Origin of the sequence: Allorhizobium sp. Av2 (genome assembly GCF_021462805.2) — a bacterium.
Classification (GTDB): domain Bacteria; phylum Pseudomonadota; class Alphaproteobacteria; order Rhizobiales; family Rhizobiaceae; genus Allorhizobium; species Allorhizobium vitis_G.
In genome coordinates this window covers 205,164-227,535 of record NZ_CP192699.1, presented here as the reverse complement: position 1 = coordinate 227,535, position 22,372 = coordinate 205,164, and the positions used below count along the sequence as shown (strand labels likewise).

Below are 22,372 nucleotides of genomic sequence, written 5' to 3'. Positions count from 1 at the left end.
CCATGATCCTTCGTACAAATCGCCGAGCGAAGATCGTCGCGACGGTGGGACCCGCCTGCAGTTCCCCTTCTATGCTGAAGGCCATGTTCTTGGCCGGCGTGGATACGTTCCGACTTAACTTCAGCCATGGGAGCAAAGACGATCACGCTGCAGTATATCGAAACATCCGCAGCCTCGACCGCGAACTCGGCACGTCTATTGGAATCCTCCAGGATCTACAGGGTCCGAAGATCAGGATCGGAGTGCTGCAGAAAGGCCGATTGGACCTGCATAAGGGCACGGACATCAGGTTCTTGTGCGGCACACAGCCGGGCGCTGGCGTATTGGATATTCCGCTCCCTCACCGCGAGATTTTCGCCGCGGTCAAACCTGGCGACTATCTACTTATCGACGACGGGAGGGTGAGGGTCCGCGTAACGGGGGTTGGGCCCGATGTCATCGACGCTGTCGTCGTTGTCAGCGGCGTGATTTCCGATCGGAAGGGCGTTAACCTACCGGGTTCGGTGCTGGATATCTCGCCGCTGACCCCCAAGGACAGAAAGGACTTGGAGTTCGGCTTGGAACTCGGAGTAGACTGGGTTGCCCTGTCGTTTGTCCAAACGGCTCGGGACATGATCGAAGCGCGTTCTCTCGTCAGCGATAGAGCCGGTCTCATCGCGAAGATCGAGAAGCCTTCTGCTCTGGACGAGATCGATGAAATCGTACGACTGTCTGACGCTGTCATGGTTGCACGAGGCGATCTCGGAGTCGAGATTCCTCCCGAAGACGTGCCGGGGCGCCAGAAGGAGCTGATCCGTGCGTGCCGCATGGCTGCAAAGCCGGTAATCGTCGCCACCCAGATGCTCGATTCGATGGTCAACTCCCCTACTCCTACGCGGGCGGAGGCCTCCGACGTCGCCGGAGCGATCTATGACGGCGCTGATGCCGTGATGCTGTCCGCCGAGTCGGCAACCGGAGCGTTTCCTGTTGAAACCGTCGAGATGATGAGCCGGATTATTGAGAAGACCGAAAAACACAAGCTATATCGCCCCATCCTCGCAGCAACCGAACCAAAGATCCGCCAGACTCCACCACACGCCGTCGCGTCAGCAGCCGCTGAAGTCGCGATTTCCCTGAATGCGCCCGCGATCGTTGCTTTCACGGTGAGCGGGACGACCGCAGCCCGAATTAGCCGTGCTCGCCCTCCTCTCCCGATCCTGGCGCTTACGCCGTCTGATAAGACGGCCCATCAGTTGGGCATAATGTGGGGAGTGGTGACGATTGTCTCATCAAACGACGACACGTACGAGCTGTCTGTAGAGCGCGCGAAGCAGGCAGCGCTTGAAACTAGGCTGGCCGCCGCAGGTGAGCATATCGTCGTCGTCACCGGGTTTCCGTTCGCAACGCCAGGTAGCACGAATAATTTACGGGTGACTGAGGTCGTCTAGAAACCAAGCTTTGACTGTATCATGTGATGAGCCGGAACATCGCCCCGCAGTTTGCGGGTATCGTTGTCCGAACCGCGTTAGAATGACATGAGAGAACATTTGCCCATGCGGTCGTTGGCCGTAACATGAAGGAACCCTGAGGTATCAGAGACGATTGTGTTGTCGACGCGCTGCTGTTTTCGTCCGCAACGGTTCGCGGATCGCCTGGTCGATCCGGACCATTGCCGCCTGTCGCAGATTGCCGGGAGTGTGATTCATGTGCATCGCGTAGCGTTCCGTAACAGCGGTTTAATGGCCGTCGCAGCCGAGACACTGGGCTTCAGACGTTGCGGGTAAAAGCTAGCAGCTTACCATACGGCAAGTTAAGGCAACGGCATACGGCAAGTTGAGACAACGGGTTGAAGTCAGGTGGCCTAAAGGTTTTGTAAGTTCAGCTTCGCAATGAGAGGAACGAGTTGATCGTGCGCGTGCTTCCGGTGCAGCCTCGCTGCTGCGCTGGCCTCCCGTTCCGCGCCCTTCTCGATGGCGTCGATGATGGCGAGATGTTCTTCCGATGACCCAACCGGCAACGGACGCAAGTTCAGTGTGAAGACGCGCGCTCGGTGTAGTTGGTCAGCGACGGTTCCCGCCATCCGCGTCAACCTGCCGTTGCCGCTTCGAACCACCAGAGTTTCATGGAAACGTTCGTCGGCTTCTGCCCAGGCCGGCAGGTCGTTCTCAGCCAGCGCGGAAACCATAGCATTCGTAGCGTCGCGCAATTCCGCGATGACGTCGCGTTTCTCAACGGGTTCGATTCTGGCAAGTCTGGCTGCGGCCGCACCTTCGAGTGCGATCGTCACCTCGTAGATCTCTTCGATATCCGCCGGCGAGAGAGCGCATATGATAATACCCTTTTTCGGCAGAATCCGCACCAGCCCGTCTTCTTGCAGTCTCGCCATAGCTTCGTGCACGGGTGTCCTGCTCATGCCGAGCTGGCGCGCGATTTCAATCTCCGCGGCTTGATAGCCCGGTGGGAAGATATTCGCGCGTATCGCCTTACGGATGGCCTGGTAGGCCTCCGTGACCCGTCCGGAAGAAGAGCCGACCCCTCCGACGGATTCGGGAAACTGCTGCGCGGTATCCCGTACGGCTGCACGCAGCATGTTGCCTAGTCTAACCATGATCATTCCCGATGAATAGACAGGTCTTTTACAGCGCATCTTGCATGTTGACAAACGTACGCAAGTCGATCATTTTCATCTTGCATGCAAGCTGGCATGCATACTGGTAGTGGAGGCTGCCGGTTGGCGCACCAGGAGGAGGGTGGCTTATGTTCCGGAAGAAATTTGAATTGACGGCCGTGTTGACGATAGTTGCTGCGGTGGCGGGCGCGGCGCATGCTCAAGACGCCTATCCCGCGGGCCCAGTCACGATCATGGTTCCGGCTGCCGCCGGCGGTCCAAGCGACACCGTCGCCCGCCTGGTAGCGCAGTCCATGTCCAAGACGCTCGGACAACAGGTTCTCGTCGAGAATATGGGTGGAGCGGGAGGTTCGCTCGGCGCCGGAAACGTGGCGAAGGCCGATCCCGACGGTTACCGTCTGCTTCTCTACCATATCGGGGTCGCGACGTTTGCCGCCCTTTATCCGAACCTCCCCTACAAGCCCATCGAGGACTTCTCGAGCGTCGGCTTGATAACCGAGGTGCCCATGACGATCGTGGGTCGGAAAGACCTGGAGCCGAAGACCTTCACGGACCTCATGGCGTACGTGAAGGAAAATGGACCCGCAGTCACGTTCGGCACCGCTGGGACCGGGGCTGTTTCAGATCTATGTGGACGCCTGCTGCAGGATGCTCTTGGCACGAAAATCACCTTGGTTCCCTATAAAGGCATGGGGCCGGCCATGACCGACCTGATGGGCGGCCGCATCGACTTGGCGTGCGACCAAACGACAAACACGACGACGCAGATCAAGGCGCAGGAAGTGCACGCCTATGCCGTGACGACGAAGGCGCGGATCGCGGTGCTCCCCGATCTACCGACAATCGATGAAAGCGGGCTCAAGGGTTTCGAGCTGAGCGCCTGGCATGCGCTATGGGCTCCAAAAGACACTCCACTGCCCATTCGCGAAAAACTCTCGGAGGCCCTCAAGATCGCTCTGAAGGACCAGACGGTTGTTGACCGTTTCGCTAGCCTGGGTACGGTCCCCGTTTCCCAGGATCTGGCTTCTCCCGCGGCGCTTGACGAGAAATTCAGAGCGGAGGTCGACCGGCTCACCAAGGTCATCACCACCGGCGGAAAGTGAGACATCTGGAGGGCCTGACCGTCCTCCAGAGAACGTCCGACCAGACCCTTGGGTCTTTCGGCGTCCCAAGTACCCTCCCTTGTCGTTCCAGAAGAGACGAGAATTCCCATGCGTGAATACAAGATCGCCGCCATCCCCGCGGACGGCATCGGCCCGGAAGTGATCGCCGCCGGACTTCAGGTCCTCGAGGCGCTCGAGAAGCGCAGCGGCGACTTCAGGATCCATTCCCAGACCTTCGACTGGGGATCGGACTACTACAAGAGACACGGCGTGATGATGCCGGCCGACGGCCTCGAACAGCTCAAGCCGTTCGACGCGATCTACTTCGGCGCGGTCGGCGCGCCGGACGTTCCCGACCATATCACGCTCTGGGGCCTGCGTCTGCCGATCTGCCAGGGCTTCGACCAGTACGCCAACGTTCGTCCGACCAAGATCCTTCCCGGGATCACGCCGCCGTTGCGCAACTGCGGCCCCGGCGATCTCGACTGGGTGATCGTGCGCGAGAACTCCGAAGGAGAGTATTCCGGTCACGGAGGCCGCGCCCACAGGGGGCTGCCCGAAGAGGTGGGCACGGAAGTGGCGATCTTCACCCGCGTCGGCGTTACCCGGATCATGCGCTACGCGTTCAAGCTGGCGCAGGCCCGTCCGCGCAAGCTGCTGACCGTCGTGACCAAGTCGAACGCGCAGCGTCACGGCATGGTGATGTGGGACGAGATCGCCGCCGAGGTGTCGCGGGAGTTCCCCGACGTCACCTGGGACAAGATGCTTGTCGACGCCATGACGGTGCGCATGACGCTGAAGCCGGAGAGTCTCGACACGATCGTGGCGACAAACCTGCACGCGGATATTCTGTCGGACCTCGCCGGAGCCCTTGCCGGCTCCCTCGGCGTCGCGCCGACCGCCAACATCGATCCGGAACGGCGGTTCCCGTCGATGTTCGAGCCCATCCACGGCTCGGCCTTCGACATCACCGGCAAGGGCATCGCCAATCCGGTCGCCACCTTCTGGACGGCGGCGCAGATGCTCGAGCACCTCGGCGAGACGGAGGCCGCGCAGCGCCTCATGAGCGCCGTGGAACGCGTCACCGAGGCGGGCATCCTCACCCCGGACGTCGGCGGGACCGCGACCACCCAGCAGGTCACGGACGCCGTCTGCGAGGCAATCGCCGGATCCAATATCCTCAAAATGGCGGCCGGACCGGGAGCGCAGGATGACAGAAACTGAAACAAAACGCCGACGCGATATATACGCTGGAGGCATATTCATTGCGATCGCCGCGCTGTTTCTGCTCCAGGGAACTGCCTATGAATTCGGTACGGCTTTCCAAATGGGACCCGGATTCTTTCCGGTCGTCCTGGCCGGCGTACTGGCGATATTCGGAGTTATCACCTTCATCGGAGGCTTCCGCAAGGCACCGGAGCCCGCGGAAGGTCCTGTCTCATGGAGGGCGCTCGTACTGGTGTGTCTTGCGTTGGGCATCTTCGGAGCCGGCGCGCGTGTAATAGGTCTGGTTCCGGTCGTCCTAATATGCACTTTCATGACAGCGATGGCATCGCGGAAGAATTCGTTTATCGCCGCCGCGGTTATGTCAGCCGTGATGGCAGCCCTTTGCTTCGTAATTTTCAAGGTTGGACTCGCCGTGGCGCTTCCGACATTCGGACCAGCCTTCGGACGCTGAGGTACACAACCGATGTTTGACCTGCTTTCCAATCTCGCACTAGGGTTCGAGACCGCCCTCACGCCTGTAAATATCATATGGTGCTTTGTCGGCGTGCTGCTTGGCACCCTCGTGGGCGTACTTCCAGGAATCGGGCCCACCGCAACAATTGCCATGTTGCTACCGATCACGTTTAATTTCTCGCCGGTGACGTCTTTGATCATGCTGTCGGGAATTTACTACGGCGCGCAGTACGGAGGGTCTACCACCGCTATCCTTATCAACCTACCAGGTGAAAGCTCCTCCGCGGTCACGGCGATCGACGGGTATCAGATGGCGCGCAAGGGCCGCGCTGGACAGGCGTTGGCAACGGCGGCCCTCGGGTCGTTCTTCGCCGGGTGCGTGGCGACGCTTCTCCTGGCGATCGCTGCTCCGCCACTGGCTTCCGTCGCGCTGAGATTCGGAGCGCCCGAATATTTCGCATTGATCGTGCTCGGACTGCTCGTGTCTATCTCTCTGGCACATGGCTCCGTTCTCAAGGCACTCGGGATGATCGTCGTCGGCCTCCTCCTTGGTACCGTTGGCCAGGATATCTATACCGGTCAGGAGCGTTTCACGTTCGGGCGCATGGAACTGACCGAAGGCGTGAACTTCGTTTCGATTGCCGTCGGCGTGTTCGGCGTTGCCGAAATCTTCCGGAATCTACAGCACGAGCACGAGCGCGAAGTGGGGGTCAAGCGTGTGACCAACTTATGGCTCAGCCGGGATGACTTCCGCCGCATCGTCGGTCCGGTTCTGCGCGGAACTGTTATCGGTTCGGTTCTGGGCGTGCTCCCGGGCGGGGGGCATGTTCTGGCATCGTTTGCGAGTTACTCCGCAGAAAAGAATCTGTCGAGACATCCGGAAGAGTTCGGTCATGGCGCCATCGAAGGCGTTGCCGGTCCGGAGAGCGCCAACAACGCCGCCGCCCAGACATCCTTCATTCCCCTGTTGACCCTTGGCATTCCCGCACATCCGGTCATGGCGTTGATCGTCGGCGCGTTTATCCTGCAGGGCATCACGCCCGGCCCGGACGTGATCAATAGCCAGCCGGCGCTGTTTTGGGGTATCATCGCCTCTATGTGGATCGGCAACTTGCTGCTTGTCATCCTCAACCTGCCCCTGATCGGCTTGTGGGTCAAAATGCTGACCATCCCCTACCGGATGCTGTTCCCTGCCATTGTCGTGTTCGCGGCGATTGGCTGTTACTCGATCAACAACAACCCGTTCGACGTCTACGCTATCATCGTCGCGGGGTTGCTCGGATTCCTCTTGATACGCATGGGATGCGAGCCCGCACCGCTCTTGCTCGGTTTCGTACTTGGACCGCTACTGGAAGAGCATCTTAGACGCGCGATGATCATTTCCCGAGGGGACGCGACTGTTTTCGTCACGAACCCGATCTCCGCAAGCCTGCTTGCTGTTGGATTGATCTGCATCGTGATGGCCTTGCTTCCATCTATAAGGTCGAAGCGTGACGAAGTATTCGTTGAGGAGGACTGACCAGGGCTGACATGCGTCCGAGATATCGCGCTGGTTCCTGCGGTGGCACGTCCCCGCAAGCCCGCAACTATCGCGGCGAGACGTAACATCTCCGGCGTCGAGAGCGGCGATCCGGATCCCCGACAGCTGTCGGGCTTAGAGGGCGACGTTCTCCTGCCTCGTCGATTCCAGCAGGGGTTGGATGGCAACAGCGTGCTGAGGACATTCGACGCGCCAGGCGTTAGACACCGTTTTCGCGCTCACATCGCGACGGGACCGGCCAAGTGTATGTTAGAGGCCACCGACGGCGATCATCTTGCATCCCGGCAAGTGAGGTTCTATCTGCGCAAGGTATGACGTTGAGGTTGTCGTTAACTGATCCGAACTACGGCACCCTTCCCCGCGTCAGGCTGACGTCAGCTCAGCCGCAACCCGGTTTCGGCGTCGAAGAAATGAAGCTTTCGCGGATCGACTCGCAATGTCAGTTCTGTGCCCGCGATAAGGTCGATCCTTTCGCGAATGAGGGCGACGACTGGGCTTTCGCCGAAACGCGCAGCGACGAGCGTCTCTGCCCCCGTAGGCTCAATGACACCGACCCTTACCTTCATTGGCAGTTCGCAGGCGTCCGATCCCGCTGAAAGATGCTCAGGCCGAATCCCTAGAAAAATAGCCTTCCCGGGCGCTACCGACGGTGCGCTCGACGGCATGGGTATAGTCACGCCGTCTTCTGTCACGAATATGGGCTTTGCCGCGGAGGATGTCATCCGTCCCCCGATCAGGTTCATGGAAGGCGATCCGAGGAAGCCGGCAACGAAAACGTTACGTGGCTGATCATAGAGTTCGAGCGGTCGGCCTGCCTGCTCGACGATGCCATCACGCATGACGACAATGCGATCGGCCATAGTCATAGCTTCGATCTGGTCATGTGTAACGTACACCGTCGTCGTTTTCAGTCTTTGGTGGAGTTCCTTGATTTCCGTTCGCATGACGACGCGAAGCTTGGCGTCGAGATTCGACAGAGGCTCGTCGAACAGGAAAATCTTGGGATCCCTAACGATCGCCCGCCCCATCGCGACCCGCTGTCTCTGTCCGCCCGAAAGATGGGCGGGCCGTCTTTGCAACAGCGCCTTCAAGCCGAGTATATCCGCAGCGTCCGAAACTCGCCTGTCGATTTCCGCCTGCGGACGGCCCGCGAGCTTCAGCGCGTACCCCATGTTCTGCGCGACGTTCTTGTTGGGATACAAGGCGTAGTTCTGAAACACCATTGCGATGTCTCGCGCCCGCGGCGGGAGATCGTTTACCAATCTGTCGGCGATACGTATTTCGCCGGCCGATATCGTCTCTAGGCCTGCTATCATGCGCAGGAGCGTCGATTTTCCGCATCCCGAAGGACCTACGAGTGTCACGAACTCTCCGTCGGCGATGTCGATTGACACCCCGTGAATGATCGGTAGCACTCCGTAGGATTTATGTACCGTGTTCAGGCTAAGCGTGGCCATCGAAATTCCTTTACTGAGTCCAGAGGCGTCTTTTGTACGGAGGTCGTTCAGGCTGCTTTGAGGTACTGGGCCATCTTGATCAGACCTTGAAGGTATCCGACGGCATGGGCGCGTCCGCGGTGGTTCCAGGTGCTGTCCCCGTCCATCTGCGGCACATGGTCGTCCAGGAGAAACCCGTCAAAGCCGTTCCTGTGGAGCAGCAGCATCACCTCTGCCGGATCGAAGTTTCCCTCGCCGAGAAAGCACTCGATGAATTTCGGGACCGTGCCCTGAACATCGCGGAAATGAACATAGGAGATACATCCTTTCGGCGCGAAATATTCGATCATCTTGCGGACGTCTTCCTTGCCACCTGTCATTTCGGAACAGCACCCAAGGCATAGGTCCAGCGTCCAGGATGGACTGCTTGCGCTGAGTTCGTAGGCACGGACGAAGTTTTCCGGCTTGTAGAACAGACGCGCGACGCCGCCCAGCATCGGAACGGGCGGATCGTCAGGGTGGAGAGCGAGCCTAACCCCCTCTTCCTCCGCGACCGGCAGCACCGCCTCCATGAAATATGTATAATTTCGCCACATCTGCTCCTCGCTGATCACGGTGTCGCCTTTCGCGATGAGCGGCATGGCGGATTGATGACCAAGCGTCGTCGGCAGAAACTTCCTCAGCCCGTCGACATCGTCGACCTGGTCGACGACCGTCATGTCGAATTCCGTATTTCCCGAGCCGCCCCTGCCCGGTGCCGACCAGTTCGTGCGCCATACCGAATTGGGCATGAAGTGGTAGCCAAGAATCGGGATCCCCGCGCGACCGACGGCTCGAATAGTATGGCGGTAGTTCTCAATCTGTTCGTCACGGCCCTCCATGCCGAGCATTGCCTTGTTGTAGAAATGCACCGGAACGTTTTCGATGGCTTCAAACTTTAGTCCCGCGGCTTCTGTTGCCTGGACGAGCGCTCTGACGTCAGCCTCTTCCCATCTTTGTTCCCCGGGGAGATGGGGCGCGTTCATCTGGATCCCGCTGGCGCCGATCTGGGCTGCGAAACGGAGTTTCTCCTCTGTAAGCTGGTGGAACTGGCCAACGGCGATGCGGATACTCATCGATATTCCTTTGAGACATACTGGAAATCAGAGACGGCGTAGACGCTAGGTCAGCCCTTCACGGACCCGGCGGTGAGCCCCTGGACCATGAAGTGCTGGGCGACGAAGTAGAGGAACATCAGGGGGACGGAGGAGATCACCGCCCCTGCCATGAGGGGTCCCCAGGGAAGCGTGTCACTCGTGATCAGGTAATTAAGCGCCAGCGGCGCGGTGCGCTGGTTTTCAGATGTGATCAGGACAAGCGCGAGCAGAAGCTCGTTCCAGGCTCCTGTAAATGTGAAAATGGATACGGCCGCGATCCCCGGAGCGGACAAGGGTAGTACGATGCGGATCAACGCCCCGAGTCGTGTCAAGCCGTCGATCTGGCCCTGCTCTTCCAGCTCTCTGGGGACGCTGCGGAAATAGCCCTGAAGTAGCCACGTGCTAAGAGGGAGGGAGAACGTCAAATACACAAGGATCAGCCCGAAGAGCGAGTTTCCCAGTTTGAGCTGAGCCATGAGGATCGATAGCGGGATGAAAAGAAGCGAGGTCGGGGTCAGATATGCGAACAGGATGAGTTTGCCGATAAAACCACGGAACCGATACCTGAACCGAACCATCGAGTAAGCCGCGAAGGACGATATCGCGATTGAGATGACTGTCACGGTGACCGAGACGATAAGACTGTTCAAGATGGCTGCGACGAACTGGCCGTCGCCGAACAACAATTTATAGTTGGTAAGTGTCGCGTTGTGGATCCAGAGCGACGGCATCCGGTAGATTTCACGCGGCAGCTTCAGCGAAGTTATCACCATCCAGTAGATCGGGAAGAGCACTGAGACGGCCGCGAGAACGAGGGCGAGGTAGGTGCAGGCGGCTCCTATCCGGACGTTCGCGCCCGTCCTAAGCGAGTTCAAGTTTTGCATCAGTCGTCATCCTTCTGCATCAGGAACGTTGCCATCAAGACCAGCACGATCATCGCGGGAAGCATCGCCACGGAGACCGCGGCGGCCTCTCCGATCCTTTGCGTTTGCATCCCGAAGTACGCCAGTACCGGGAACACCATCGTCCCGTCGGACGGTCCGCCTTGGGTAAGGAGCCAGACATGTTCGAAACCGTTCGCTGTCCATATCGATGAAAGTAGCGTGGTGATGACAAGGACCTGGCGTATGCCGGGGAGCGTCACGTCACGAAACCGCTGCCAGGCATTCGCGCCGTCGACCCGAGCCGCTTCGTAAAGTTCCTTGGGAATGGACTGAAGCGCTGCCAGGATGCTGACGAACCAGAAAGGAAATCCCCGCCATACCGACGCCATTATGACCGCCGGCAACGCCGTCGGGGTCTGACCGAGCCAGTCGACGATATGTGGATAGATACCGGTCTCCGTCAGTATCAGGTTTATCCCGCCGCCGATCGGTTGGTACAGAACGCGCCAGGTCAGAAAGGCGACGAATGCCGGCATTGCCCATGGCAACATCAAGAATGCCCGGAAGAAGCCCCTCCCTGGAATGTTGCGGTTGACCAACAGTGCCAGTCCGAGACCTAGCGCAAGCTTCACGACGTCGCTCACGAGCACGATGACGATCGTGTTGCGGGCGGCGCTTAGGAAAGTGGCCGTCTGTGCCAAATGCCGGAAATTCGCGAGGCCGACCCATTCACCGTCGTTCCCGACCATCCGGTTTGTGAAGGCCACGTATATAGCGTACAGAAACGGATACGCTACGAGCCCCACGATCAGGAGGACGACCGGCGCGACGAGCATGTACGGGAAAGCGTTCGCTCGCGAGTGCGCGCTGATGCGCCAGGGCCTTGCGACCCGGCGGATGGACCTATCTGTAGATGACATCGGAAGATTCCTCTGGATCGGCCCGGATGCACTCCGGGCGCCTTCGGGGACGGCAGACTGACTTCGCTAGTTGTATTTGCCGTAGATACCTTCGGCTTGCCCCTGCGCCTCGTCCATCGCTCTATCGAAGTCCCAGTTGTCTATCACGACACGCTGTACCATTTTCGGCACGACGAAGTTGTTCAGCATTTCGCCGTAAGCTGCGTTATATACGTCTGGATATGCCGGCGCGGTCCCTGTCTCCGCGAGTTCCAGCAATGCGGTGAGAATAGGGTCGCCTCCATTGAAAGCCTCGAACGCCTTCTGCGACTTCAGCACCGGCCCGTAGATCGCCACCTTGTAGTATTCCCTGAGAAACTCAGGCTGCGACAGGTGGAGCACAAGGGCCTTTGCCGCGCCGGCGTTCTGGCTGGATTTCGGGATCGCTCGAAGCTGCGGGATGAAAGGGGAGATCAGGCCTTTCGGTCCTGCGGGAAGAGGGGTGAATGCCGAACCTGCGTACAGTTCTGGATCTTGATTTCTCGCGGCGATGCCGACCGATCCCGTGTTGGCGATGAAGGCAGCCTGTCCGGAAAGATAGGCTTGATTATCGCCGGCACCGTCCCATATCACGTTTCCCGGGGGGAAAAGACCTTTGTCCCAGTTCTCCTTGATCCACCGCAGATAGGCCCGTGTTTCCGCGGAGCGGATCGTCACCGTCCTGCCGGCATCGTCGGCGATCCTTCCACCGAACGACTGCAACACGTTTATCTGGACGTTGCCGTCGGGCACGTTGGAAAGCGCGAGGCCGAGCCCGTAGACTCCCTTGCCACTTACAGCAGCGGCCTGCTGAGCGAGTTCGTCCCAGGTTCTGGGAGCGTACTTGTAACCCGAGGCTTCGAGAATGTCTCTGCGCCGTAGTAAAAGGTTTCCGCTTACGCCGAACGGAATGCCTGTTCGTCCACCGGGGAAAGCCTGGCCGCTCACGGCTCGGTCGACACCTTCGTACCATCCGCCTTGCTGATTGCCTACCGCGTCGTAGACATCGTCAAGCGCTAGAAACACGCCTTGCAACGAAAGAGGGAGGAGCAGGTCGAGATTGATGTCCATGGCATCAGGCAGTGTCCCTGACGCGACCGCTGCCGATACTTTCTGGACCGTCTCGTTCTGATTGATCATAACGACTTCGGTCTCGACTCCGTTGGCCTCGCCCCACGCCGTGACGGTCGATTTCAAAAGCTTGTTGGCTTCGTCCGAAAAAATCAGCCCTCCCCAGTATACGACCTTTCCGGAAAGCTTGGCTTGAGCCAAAGCCGGTCCGCCTTCTCGTACGGACATGACAGCAGCCGCGGTTACGGCTGCGGATGCACGCAGCAATGACCGTCGCGTAAGAATTCCACGTTCATTCATGTTGACCTCCTCCAAGATCCCGCAGATTAATATCGCAATAAAAGAACTTTAAATATATTCAAAGCCGCTCTAGATATGTTTTAACGGCTTGTGCCAGGCTTTGTCAACGCGCTGCGGTCGTTTTCCGGTGACACGATCGTTAGCGCGCTTTATGTAGACGATCCTCATAGTGGAGAGAGTAATTGGACGGAGGAATTGAACATCCGGGCTTCGTAGCTTTCATGGACGCCCTGATCGACGGAAAATTGAAGCTCGGACAAACGCTGACGCAAGAGGAGCTCTGCGAGGTTCTCGGTATCTCGCTGTCGCCCCTGCGCGAAGCTGTAACCCTTCTAGAGGCGGAAGGCATCGTCCAGGTGCGCCGTCGCCTTGGCGTTGTCATATTCTATCCCGACGTCAAATTCGTCGGCGGTACCTTTCAGTTCAGGGAACTGCTCGAGAGCGAGGGTCTACGGCGCCTGGCGAAAACAGTGCCGAATGCACTGATTTCCGCATTGATAACGAGGCATCACGATATGCTTGAGTTCGTGCAGCATCATCCGAAAACATCGAGTTTTGCGATGCCGGTGAAGAAATTAGAGCAAGATTTTCACGGCAGCTTCATCGCCGCGTTCGATAATGCACAGATAACCGCGAATTATTTCAGACTCTCGCAGAAAATGTATCTGCTCCGTCTGTTGAATCCCGAAGCTGTTAACGCAGTCAACACCGTGAAATCGATGCAGGAGCATTTGGCCGTCCTGGAAGCGCTGGAAGCGCGTGATGCGGACGGTGCTGTAGATGCGCTGCAAAAACACCTCAAGGGCGTTCTGCATAGGTTGATCATCCGGTGACAACTACCTGCAGAAAATGCAGGCCGGATGACGTCCGTCAGCTTCACTATATATTTCTACATTTCCCCGCCCAACGGTTTGCTGAAGGTTTGAAGAAAGGACTTTCCCGTAGTCAAAAGCGTGAGCTGCCGCAAAGCATTCGAGGCGCAGCGTGCCCGGGCCAGTCGTAAGGTGTTTGAGTACGTATCGAGGGCTGTAGACGTGCGTTTTCGATGGGTATGCTCTTTGGCTTGTCTTCCGCGAGACATAGCGGCGCGATGACGCCATCAGGTTAATTCATATTTTAAGGATCTCGGTCAGTATCGGCGGACCAACCTTAGTAGCCGAAGGGTCCCTGATGTCTCAATCCGAAATAAAGAGCCCTCTTTGGGTGAAGATCACAGCCTACGGATTTGCCGCCGTGCTGTTTTCTGCCGTCGCGATCGGCGGAAGCGCGTGGTACCGACAGTCGGCATCCACGGTAGACACGCTTTCACGCGAGGCAAACGCCGATCTCGCTTTCGTTGAAAACGATATGGCAGCTCAGCGAAAGTCGGCTGCGGCCATCGCCGTTGCGCTGGCTGGCGAGCCCGATATGGCGGACCTGGTATTACGCAACGCCCGCGAGAGCATCGTTGCGCGCTACGCCGGCGCGATGCCTTCAATCGTGAAAGACGGCGGCATCACCGTCGTCACGATGGTGAACGCAAATGGCGAAGCCGTCGCTCGGATTCATGCGCCTGACAAGTTCGGCGACGACATGAAAGGCCGTCGGAAGACGATTGTTCAAGCGCTGCAGTCCGGCAGCCTCGTGTCGGGGATCGAGCCCGGACGCGCAGCGGTCAGCATGTTCGCTTCCGCTCCGATCCTGAAGGAAGGCGTCGTGGTAGGGGTGGTTGACGCCGGAACGAGCCTTACGAACGAATATTTCACGTCGGTAGCCAAGCGCATCGGCGGAGAAATCGCCGTCTATGTCACGGCGGAAGGAAAATTGGTCAAGCAGTCCTCGACCTCAGCGAACGACATATTGCCCTTGGAAAGTCTCAACGAAGCTCTGGCGGGGAAAACAGTTCGGGCCGACGTGACGATCGAAGACAGGCATTTCATCGTCGATGCCCGTCCTCTGACAAACTTCTCGGGCACGACAATCGGCGTTCTCCAGATCGCGTCGGACGTCACCGCTGTAGTCGATAAAGCATCCGAGGCCCTATGGGTAACAGTCATCGGAACAGTAGTCGTATCCGTACTCTCTCTTCTCGGCTTTCTGGTTTTCGCTCGCTCGCTCGCGTCCGTGATCGGCGGTATCACTTCGACGATGACCCGACTGTCTCAAGGCGATCTGGCAGCGGAGATCAATGGTGGCGGGCGACCCGACGAGGTCGGCGCCATGGCGCGTGCCGTGCAGGTGTTCAAAGACAACGCCATAAAGACGCGCGAACTGGAAGACGAGGCGGAACGCCATCGGAACCGGACCGAGGAAGAGCGCCTACAGGCCGAGGAGAAAGAAAGAGAACGCTCCGAAGCGATGGCTTTTGCCACGAGCGGTTTGGCATCAGGCCTGAGACATCTGGCTGCGGGAGATCTCTCGTTCCAGATTTCCGAGAGTTTCCACCACGATTTCGAGAGCCTCCGCTCTGACTTCAATCAAGCCGTAGGACAGCTGCGCGCTACCCTTTCGTCCGTTTCCGAGGCCACGTCCGCCATAGACAGCGGATCGCGGGAGATCAGCCGCAGTGCCGACGACCTATCGCGCCGGACGGAGCAGCAAGCGGCGTCCCTCGAGGAGACCGCCGCCGCACTGGATGAGATAACGGTCAACGTGTCGAATTCTTCCAAGCGAGCCGAAGAAGCAAGGGCGGTGGCTGTGCAGGCCAACGAAAACGCGAGGCGATCCGGCACCGTTGTCGGGAACGCGGTCGACGCGATGAGCAAGATCGAGCAGTCGTCGAGCCAGATTTCGAACATCATCGGTGTGATCGACGAAATCGCGTTCCAGACGAATCTCCTCGCTTTGAACGCCGGTGTCGAAGCTGCCCGTGCGGGCGAGGCCGGCCGCGGGTTTGCAGTTGTTGCACAGGAAGTCCGGGAACTCGCTCAGCGGTCTGCGAAAGCTGCCAAGGAGATCAAGGAGCTAATCCGAAATTCGTCAGGAGAGGTCGAGACAGGTGTTCATCTTGTTCGACAGACCGGCGACGCGTTGCGGACTATCGAGACGTACATCGTGACGATAAACCAGCACATGGACTCTATCGCCACGTCTTCGAAGGAACAGTCGGTCGGACTTGCTGAAGTGAACACGGCAGTCAACCAGATGGACCAGGTGACCCAGCAGAACGCGGCGATGGTGGAAGAGGCCAACGCCGCCGGCGCAACGCTGGCTATGGAGGCCGGCCGCCTGAAGGAGCTCGTAGCACAGTTCCGCTTCTCGTCTGCCTCGACGGATTCGGTAGAACGGAAGACCTCGCCGGCAGCCCCGAGGGCTGTACATTCTCCGTCGTCGGGTCACCACCCGCGGTTGGTGGTCGGGAAGCCGAATATCGGTTTCGCTGGGAGATCGTCGGCCGCCGCCCGCCAACCCTCGGTAGACAGCTGGGAGGAATTCTGAAGCACCTGCTACGCCAGGTTCGGTTCTCGGCGTCACCTGCTGTCGGTCAGACGAAAGCTATTCGAGAAGGCACTCAGTTACAGCGGTCGCCTTGGGTTGCAGCGCCTCACGCCCCGCGAGCTTCTAGAATACGGCGTTTCTCTGGGACTTGCTTGTATCCGATGGGATCGGATCCTTTACAGGCACGGTGTCCGCCCGCTTTTAAAGTGACAGAGACCGGACAGCTCCGATGGAGACGATTACGGTAGGCTTCAAAAGCGGCCACCGTGCCTGTTGTTGTCACGTGACCGGCGCGAGCGTTCCGACCGAGTGCTTGCAGTTCCAGCGAGCAGACACAGACGTCGTAGCTATGTGCCGGGCACCAGCAGGGGCAGTACCGACGGCATTGGCGAACAGGAGGTCGCTTTTCCTGTCGGCGAATCTCCCGCACCTGGATTTCACCACCCCTTCTGGCTGCTTAGGGGTGGTGATTTTTCAGTAGGGCAAGTCTCCCTCAGACGTCACCCTGCTCGATGATCATCGCTGTTCGCCGGATGTCCGCCATCAGGCTACGCGTTGCAGCGCCAGGTGTTGGAGAGGCCTGCCGGCCATGGATGTATCCGGAAGCTCGAAGGCGGCCATAAGGTCTTGCAGTATTCTCGCTTCCGCTGCCAGCTCGAAGCTCGCGGCTGAGGTTTCCTCGACCATCGCCGTGTTTTGCTGCGTGAATTTGTCCAGTTGGTTGATCGCATGCGTGACTTCTGAAAGAGTCGTCGCCTGCTCGACTGTTGCAGATGCGATACCCTCCATGCTCTCGTTCATGGAAGAGATATGGGATACGATCGTCCCCAAGGTTGCTCCGGTCTTGTGGACAAGTTCGACGCCCGCTTTGACCTGGGTGCTTGACGTCTCGATGAGTCCGTTGATTTCCTTCGCGGCCTCGGCCGATCGCGTGGCGAGCGCGCGAACTTCCTGGGCGACGACGGCGAAGCCCTTTCCAGCCTCTCCCGCTCTAGCGGCTTCGACACCCGCGTTGAGTGCCAGAAGGCTCGTTTGAAACGCGATTTCGTTGATGACCTGCGTGATGCTTGAAATCTGGCCGGAGGAGTGTTCGATCTTCTCCATCGCTTGAATGGTCTCAGCCACGATGCAGCCCGATTTCGTCGCGCTTTCATTGGCGGTTCTAGCGACCAGGCGTGCGTCGTCGAGTCGCTTGACTGACTGCCCCATGGTAGAAGCGATTTGATTGATAGAAGCAGTCGTCTCGACAAGCGCCGCGGCCTGCTCTTCGGTACGGTTCGACAGGGCCGCAGTGCTGTCTGCGATCTCGGTCGAACGGCTCAAAATGGAATGCGCCGCGGAGTTCACCGTATTCAGCGTGGCCGAAAGCTGCTCGGCTGCCGCATTGAGGTCGAGCCGTAGCTTGTCGAATTCCGGCGACAGCGGCTTGCCCAGCCTCATCTGAAGATTGCCGTGCGATATCGCGTGAAGACCATCGGCGATGCCGGAGATCGCTTGCTGAAGCCGCGCCATCGCGGCGGCTTCAGCCTCGTGAGTAAGCCTCTCGCGTGACGCTTCCGCATGTTTGCGGTCTTGATCCGCTTGGATTTCCAGCGCCGTCTTCTCGATCGCCTCCTTGCGGAAAACCTCGACCGCGGCGGCCATCAGGCCGATTTCGTCGGACCGATCGGCGAAAGGCACGCTTGCCTGAGTATTCCCTCCAGCGAGACGGGACATTGAGCCCGTGATGAGTTTCACTGGCCGCGCGACGCCGCGGATAACATATGCGGTCACACCGGCTAGGATCGTCAGCGCGATACCAAGTGCGAGCAGACTTCCGAACTGCACTGATCTGAACGTCTTGACGCCGTCTGTCTTCGAAGCGTGGGCACCCTCCTCGCTGAACGCGATAAGTTTGTCCAGCGACGCGTTGATGTCTTTTGCCAAAGCCGTCATGCCGTGGCCGAAAAGATATCCGGCAAGGTCTTTCGACTTGCCAGAGGACATCTCCAGCATGTAGCCGCCTTTCTGAACGAAACTGTCCACGAGTGGAGGGATCGGCGCAAACGCCGCGAGCTCAACGTCTGAGGAGATGCGCTTCTCGTAGACCTCCAGCGCATCGCGCAGGTCGGCTTCCCGGGTTGCGGATATCTTGGCCAGCTCGTTCATTCGCTGGACATTCGCTTCCACCGCATGCTGGCCGTAAACAATCCGCAGATCGTCCAGGGCGATCTTGACTTGCGCGGACAGTTTGCTGCGCGGGAGCCAACCGTCGGCGACGTCGGCGGTGCGCGCGTTGAGCCGATCCATGCCCGTTACCATGAAGGCGTACAGGCCCAGGACAACGATGCTGATCGTAACAAGAGAGAGGCTTACTGAGACTAGGATACTAGGGCGTCGCATGATGATTTACCTTTGAAGGAGGGTTTGAAGTGGTACATTTCAATGTCCGACGTGGCCCTGTCGCTAGTTTCGCCAGCTTTCGACGAGCGCGTCGTAGTCAACGGTGACCGGGCTTTCTTTTTCGTTCTGGATTTTCGGCTGTGGCGCGAGGTGGCCGTTCGCTACGGCGACCTGGTGCCAATACTGGAGATCGCGCTGTTCTGACAGCACCGGGCCGATGGCTCCCTGGATTTCGGCGCGCTCAAGGCGCTGGAGGACACGTTCCTGGTTGGCGCACAGCGAATCCAATGCCTCCTGCGGGGTTTTCGTCCCCGCTGCTGCGTCGCCGATAGCCTGCCACCATAACTCAGATAGCTTCGGATAGTCGGGAACGTTGGTTCCGGTGGGTGACCATTGGACGCGGGCCGGCGAGCGGTAGAACTCGACGAGACCGCCGAGTTTGGAGGCTCTTTCCGTAAAGCTCGTGTCATGTATCGTAGACTCGCGAATGAACGTCAGACCCATATGGCTTTTCCTGACGTCGACAGTTTTCGAAGTGACGAATTGGGCGTAAAGCCAAGCCGCTTTCGCTCGGTCCACGGGCGTGGATTTCAAAAGCGTCCACGAGCCGACGTCTTGATAGCCGAGCTTCATCCCGTCCTTCCAGTAGACGCCATGCGGCGAAGGAGCGAAGCGCCATTTCGGGGTTCCGTCGCCTGTCACGACCGGAAGGCCGGGTTTGACCATATCGGCGGTGAAGGCGGTGTACATGAAGATCTGCTGCGCAATCTCGCCTTGCGCCGGAACCGGACCGGACTCGGAGAAGTTCATGCTGCCTGCCGTCGGAGGGGCGTAGGCCTTCATCCAGTCCAGATACTTCTGAATGGAATAGACGGCGGCCGGGCCGTTGGTGTCGCCGCCGCGGGCGACGCAGGAGCCGACCGGCTGGGACTTCTCGTTGACCTTGATGCCCCATTCGTCGACCGGAAGGCCGTTCGGCAGGCCCTTGTCGCCGTTGCCGGCCATCGACAGCCAAGCGTCGGTGAAGCGCCAGCCGAGCGACGGGTCCTTCTTGCCGTAGTCCATATGGCCATAGACCTTCTTGCCGTCGATCTCGCGGCCGGTGAAGAACTCGGCGATGTCCTCATAGGCAGACCAGTTGACGGGAACGCCGAGATCGTAGCCATATTTCGCCTTGAAGTCGGCCTTGTTCTTCTCGTCGTTGAACCAGTCATACCGGAACCAGTAGAGGTTCGCGAACTGCTGGTCGGGTAGCTGATACAGGTCGCCGTCCGGTGCCGAGGTGAACTTGAGGCCGATGTAGTCGTCAAGGTCCAGGTTTGGATTGGTGACGTCCCTGCCCTCGTCGTGCATGAACTTGGTGAGTGACCTGGCCTGTTGATAGCGCCAGTGCGTGCCGATCAGATCGGAGTCGTTTACGTACGCATCGTAGGAACTTTCACCGGACTGCATCTGGGTCTGGAGCTTGTCCACGACGTCGCCTTCGCTCGTGAGCTCATGGTTGACCCGGATGCCGGTGATAGCCGTGAATGCCGGAGCGAGGACTTCCGATTCGTATTTATGCGTCGTCAGAGTCTCGGAAACGACGTTGATTTCCATTCCTTGATAAGGCTTCGCGGCTTCGATGAACCACTTCATCTCGTTCTCCTGATCGGCCCGGGATAGAACCGATAGCGAGCCGATCTCGGATGAGAGAAATTCGCGGGCTTCTTTCATGCCTGCGAATGTATTATCTGACATAAGGAGAAACAGACACGCCGACGAGAACATCATTCTCAATGAACCATGGTCATTTCTGCGCATGGGTTTATCTCTGCCCGGATAGGCTATTCCTTTGATATAGGTTACGTCTTCGGATGAATTTCTCATGACTTTCCGATGTTCCATTCTCATACTATTACCTTTTCTTATATGGTGATTCGTCACTTTTACTGTCTAAAGGTTTCCGAACACCTTACATGTGAATGTTTTACGTTTTCATCGGCCAGCGTCATTGGCAGTGTACTTCACGAACTCCGATCTACACCTCGCATTCGGTAAGATGAAAACGTCTTCTTCATTCTCGACTGAAGGAAGTCGCCGCTTTTTGCTGCATCTCCGCGTATTCATCCGATGCCATCTGGCGTTGGACTCCGAGGGGAAATGCACACTCCATGCGCATCACAAGATTGCGGTCGTCGACGGGATACCCCCAACCGTGCACGGGCGATATCTAGACCAGAGGGCTGGTTGCCATGAGTGATATGAAGCTATCGAGGAGCGCTGGATCGAAGTGCACTCTCGACGTAGTCATGAGGCTGATCGCGTCCGAGGGCCTCATCGCCGTCTTGTAGGGCCGAACGGAAGTCATCGCGTCGTACACGTCACATATCGCCGCGATCCTAGCCGCCCGGGGAATGCGTTCACCCGCGATGCCGAATGGGTATCCCGATCCGTCGTACTTCTCGTGATGAAACAGCGCGATATCGATGACAGGCTGTCCGACGTCAGGTATCCTTCCTAGAATGTCGGCCCCTTTCCGCGGATGGGTCTTGACGATTTCGAACTGCGCGACGGTAAGCTTCCCCGTGCTTTGGAGTATCGACAGCGGAAGAGCCATTTTTCCGATGTCATGCAGCAGGCCACCGAGAGCGAGGTTGCGCAGCGGGCCGCACTTCAAGCCGAGTGAACTACCGAACACGACCATCAGCGCACTGACCGAGAGGCAGTGGAGAAAAGTTTCGTTGTCTCTGTTCTTCAGCCGTAGCAGGCCCAGCAACGCGTTGGCGTTACTGAGCGCTGCAAATTCGATTTGCTCCGCAATTTCCATCCCGCGCGCGTTGCAGCTCAGACTGCCTCGGGCGGCGTCCGACAAGACCGCGTTGAGATGCGGCCTTAGTCTAGAGATCGTCCGCTCGGCCGCAGCTATCTCCTCTCTCGGCAATCTTGCGCCTATTTCCTGCTGGAGGTCGACGGTCGATAGGCGACTTCTCGCCACATCCAGTCCTTTCCTCGCATCGATGACGACACTGAGAATGCTGAGATCGGTAAGGCGCTCAATATCCAAAGGAGATGCGATTGCGAAGGGCGCGGCATGGTCGGAAGACATGCCAGAAGGCATGTCTATCTCAGCGACCCACATTCCAACGCGCAGCTCGTTCAAACGCACTCGTTTTCTCATCGCCTTACTCTGCAAATTGCTGTTGTTATTTGATACGGCGGACAATGCTCTGTTCCGGTCCGTTAACCATCTCGTCGTCAAGCGATGGACAAAATGTTAACGCTACGGCTGGCTTCGCGTTAGGTGTGTCTAATTTCGCAAAAATGATAGGAACTGATGCTAGCCGTCGCATCGTGTCGTTGACGGCACTAGGCGGCAACTCAACTCCCGTGAACGGGGGTTCGTAAATTAGGGCGCGGCTGTCTTTTGCCTGCCAGCCAGGCACTGCGTTCCGACTCGACCTACGGCACGATGCATGCGTAGCGGAGCGAAAAAGGCCTGGAGCATGATGTAAACGTCATGTGAAAGATGGAACTGCGTCGGTGTCGACAGCTAGGGGCGACAATACGGATCCTTCGGCATTCGACGCTCGACCCTATCGACTTCGTTCATGCCTCTATCGATGGTGGCGCCGCCGAAGCTGCAGCGTGTGCGGCTAAGAACTAGGTGCCGCGTTGAGCAGTTGACCGATAGCCAACGCTGACGGATTCGTGTTCCCGCAACGCGTGGTCGGCAGTGCATCGGCCCAACGCGGAAAGACGAACGGCAGTTACTCGGATAGAGTCGGGGTTAGCGTATCCGCACGATCGGTATCCGGAGGCCCCGGCCCGCAGTCAGGCGGCTGGGATGCAAGCGGTGATAAGAATACGTTCTGAAACGGCGCCCACGCACGGCGTC

General features: G+C 58.5%; 16 protein-coding genes. 7 read left to right on the top strand and 9 right to left on the bottom strand.

All coding sequences use genetic code 11. The features are described from left to right. Positions 1–2 precede the first annotated feature (2 nt). Positions 3–1,427, top strand: coding sequence for a pyruvate kinase (pyk, locus tag FS819_RS26725; RefSeq protein WP_156551560.1), 1,425 nt, complete (start codon positions 3–5; stop codon positions 1,425–1,427). 413 nt (positions 1,428–1,840) lie between these two features. Here the strand turns inward: pyk and FS819_RS26720 are convergent, their stop codons facing one another. After that, positions 1,841–2,569: a GntR family transcriptional regulator gene (locus FS819_RS26720; RefSeq protein ID WP_234625139.1), complete on the bottom strand. Its 729-nt coding sequence runs from the start codon at positions 2,567–2,569 to the stop codon at positions 1,841–1,843. A 167-nt stretch (positions 2,570–2,736) separates the two neighbouring features. Between FS819_RS26720 and FS819_RS26715 the strand changes: the two genes are divergently transcribed. From FS819_RS26715 to FS819_RS26700, 4 genes are all read left to right on the top strand, one after another. Next, positions 2,737–3,711 (top strand): tripartite tricarboxylate transporter substrate binding protein BugD, encoded by a 975-nt coding sequence (locus FS819_RS26715; RefSeq protein WP_156551558.1) that lies wholly within the window; start codon positions 2,737–2,739, stop codon positions 3,709–3,711. 108 nt (positions 3,712–3,819) lie between these two features. Beyond that, the gene (locus tag FS819_RS26710) at positions 3,820–4,935 is read left to right on the top strand and encodes a tartrate dehydrogenase (RefSeq protein ID WP_156551557.1); all 1,116 of its coding nucleotides are present in this window, start codon (positions 3,820–3,822) and stop codon (positions 4,933–4,935) included. Then, entirely contained in the window at positions 4,922–5,389 is a 468-nt protein-coding gene (locus FS819_RS26705) for a tripartite tricarboxylate transporter TctB family protein (protein ID WP_156551556.1), read from the top strand. The genes FS819_RS26710 and FS819_RS26705 overlap by 14 nt, the downstream gene beginning before the upstream one ends. Positions 5,390–5,401: 12 nt before the next feature. Continuing rightward, a complete protein-coding gene (locus FS819_RS26700; protein WP_156551555.1) occupies positions 5,402–6,910 on the top strand; it encodes a tripartite tricarboxylate transporter permease in 1,509 nt (502 codons plus the stop codon). A 395-nt stretch (positions 6,911–7,305) separates the two neighbouring features. On the opposite strand, the gene FS819_RS26695 is transcribed toward FS819_RS26700, so the two are convergent. The 5 genes from FS819_RS26695 to FS819_RS26675 all read right to left on the bottom strand — a co-directional run bounded on the left by FS819_RS26695 (position 7,306) and on the right by FS819_RS26675 (position 12,696). Next, positions 7,306–8,388 carry an ABC transporter ATP-binding protein gene (locus FS819_RS26695; protein WP_156551554.1) on the bottom strand — a complete coding sequence of 361 codons (1,083 nt, stop codon included), beginning with the start codon at positions 8,386–8,388 and terminating at the stop codon, positions 7,306–7,308. 47 nt (positions 8,389–8,435) lie between these two features. Then, the gene (locus FS819_RS26690) at positions 8,436–9,482 is read right to left on the bottom strand and encodes a mannonate dehydratase (protein ID WP_156551553.1); all 1,047 of its coding nucleotides are present in this window, start codon (positions 9,480–9,482) and stop codon (positions 8,436–8,438) included. A 50-nt stretch (positions 9,483–9,532) separates the two neighbouring features. After that, complete coding sequence (locus tag FS819_RS26685; RefSeq protein WP_156551552.1) at positions 9,533–10,387, bottom strand: carbohydrate ABC transporter permease; 855 nt, start codon at positions 10,385–10,387, stop codon at positions 9,533–9,535. Then, positions 10,387–11,307 carry a carbohydrate ABC transporter permease gene (locus FS819_RS26680; protein ID WP_156551551.1) on the bottom strand — a complete coding sequence of 307 codons (921 nt, stop codon included), beginning with the start codon at positions 11,305–11,307 and terminating at the stop codon, positions 10,387–10,389. Before FS819_RS26680 ends, FS819_RS26685 begins: the two co-directional genes overlap by 1 nt. A 66-nt stretch (positions 11,308–11,373) precedes the next feature. Next, positions 11,374–12,696 carry an ABC transporter substrate-binding protein gene (locus FS819_RS26675; protein WP_156551550.1) on the bottom strand — a complete coding sequence of 441 codons (1,323 nt, stop codon included), beginning with the start codon at positions 12,694–12,696 and terminating at the stop codon, positions 11,374–11,376. 182 nt (positions 12,697–12,878) lie between these two features. Here FS819_RS26675 and FS819_RS26670 point away from each other — a divergent pair, with 182 nt between their 5' ends. Together FS819_RS26670 and FS819_RS26665 are read left to right on the top strand one after the other, a co-directional pair. Next, a complete protein-coding gene (locus FS819_RS26670; protein WP_156551549.1) occupies positions 12,879–13,529 on the top strand; it encodes a GntR family transcriptional regulator in 651 nt (216 codons plus the stop codon). Positions 13,530–13,866: 337 nt separating this feature from the next. After that, the gene (locus tag FS819_RS26665) at positions 13,867–16,113 is read left to right on the top strand and encodes a methyl-accepting chemotaxis protein (RefSeq protein WP_156551548.1); all 2,247 of its coding nucleotides are present in this window, start codon (positions 13,867–13,869) and stop codon (positions 16,111–16,113) included. Between the two features lie 543 nt (positions 16,114–16,656). Here the strand turns inward: FS819_RS26665 and FS819_RS26660 are convergent. The 3 genes from FS819_RS26660 to FS819_RS26650 form a co-directional block, all read right to left on the bottom strand. After that, complete coding sequence (locus tag FS819_RS26660; RefSeq protein WP_156551547.1) at positions 16,657–18,495, bottom strand: HAMP domain-containing methyl-accepting chemotaxis protein; 1,839 nt, start codon at positions 18,493–18,495, stop codon at positions 16,657–16,659. Positions 18,496–18,558: 63 nt separating this feature from the next. Then, entirely contained in the window at positions 18,559–20,268 is a 1,710-nt protein-coding gene (locus FS819_RS26655; protein WP_409050158.1) for an ABC transporter substrate-binding protein, read from the bottom strand. A gap of 439 nt (positions 20,269–20,707) precedes the next feature. After that, positions 20,708–21,700, bottom strand: a complete 993-nt coding sequence (locus FS819_RS26650) for an HD-GYP domain-containing protein (RefSeq protein WP_156551545.1) — start codon at positions 21,698–21,700, stop codon at positions 20,708–20,710. Positions 21,701–22,372: the final 672 nt, after the last annotated feature.

Bases quoted from the DNA above. Each gene is read 5' to 3' on its own strand.
- FS819_RS26690 (WP_156551553.1), bottom strand. From the start codon at position 9,482: ATGAGTATCCGCATCGCCGTTGGCCAGTTCCACCAGCTTACAGAGGAG.
- FS819_RS26710 (WP_156551557.1), top strand. From the start codon at position 3,820: ATGCGTGAATACAAGATCGCCGCCATCCCCGCGGACGGCATCGGCCCG.
- pyk (WP_156551560.1), top strand. From the start codon at position 3: ATGATCCTTCGTACAAATCGCCGAGCGAAGATCGTCGCGACGGTGGGA.
- FS819_RS26695 (WP_156551554.1), bottom strand. From the start codon at position 8,388: ATGGCCACGCTTAGCCTGAACACGGTACATAAATCCTACGGAGTGCTA.
- FS819_RS26705 (WP_156551556.1), top strand. From the start codon at position 4,922: ATGACAGAAACTGAAACAAAACGCCGACGCGATATATACGCTGGAGGC.
- FS819_RS26715 (WP_156551558.1), top strand. From the start codon at position 2,737: ATGTTCCGGAAGAAATTTGAATTGACGGCCGTGTTGACGATAGTTGCT.
- FS819_RS26655 (WP_409050158.1), bottom strand. From the start codon at position 20,268: ATGATGTTCTCGTCGGCGTGTCTGTTTCTCCTTATGTCAGATAATACA.
- FS819_RS26720 (WP_234625139.1), bottom strand. From the start codon at position 2,569: ATGCTGCGTGCAGCCGTACGGGATACCGCGCAGCAGTTTCCCGAATCC.
- FS819_RS26680 (WP_156551551.1), bottom strand. From the start codon at position 11,307: ATGTCATCTACAGATAGGTCCATCCGCCGGGTCGCAAGGCCCTGGCGC.
- FS819_RS26685 (WP_156551552.1), bottom strand. From the start codon at position 10,387: ATGCAAAACTTGAACTCGCTTAGGACGGGCGCGAACGTCCGGATAGGA.
- FS819_RS26700 (WP_156551555.1), top strand. From the start codon at position 5,402: ATGTTTGACCTGCTTTCCAATCTCGCACTAGGGTTCGAGACCGCCCTC.
- FS819_RS26660 (WP_156551547.1), bottom strand. From the start codon at position 18,495: ATGCGACGCCCTAGTATCCTAGTCTCAGTAAGCCTCTCTCTTGTTACG.
- FS819_RS26665 (WP_156551548.1), top strand. From the start codon at position 13,867: ATGTCTCAATCCGAAATAAAGAGCCCTCTTTGGGTGAAGATCACAGCC.
- FS819_RS26675 (WP_156551550.1), bottom strand. From the start codon at position 12,696: ATGAATGAACGTGGAATTCTTACGCGACGGTCATTGCTGCGTGCATCC.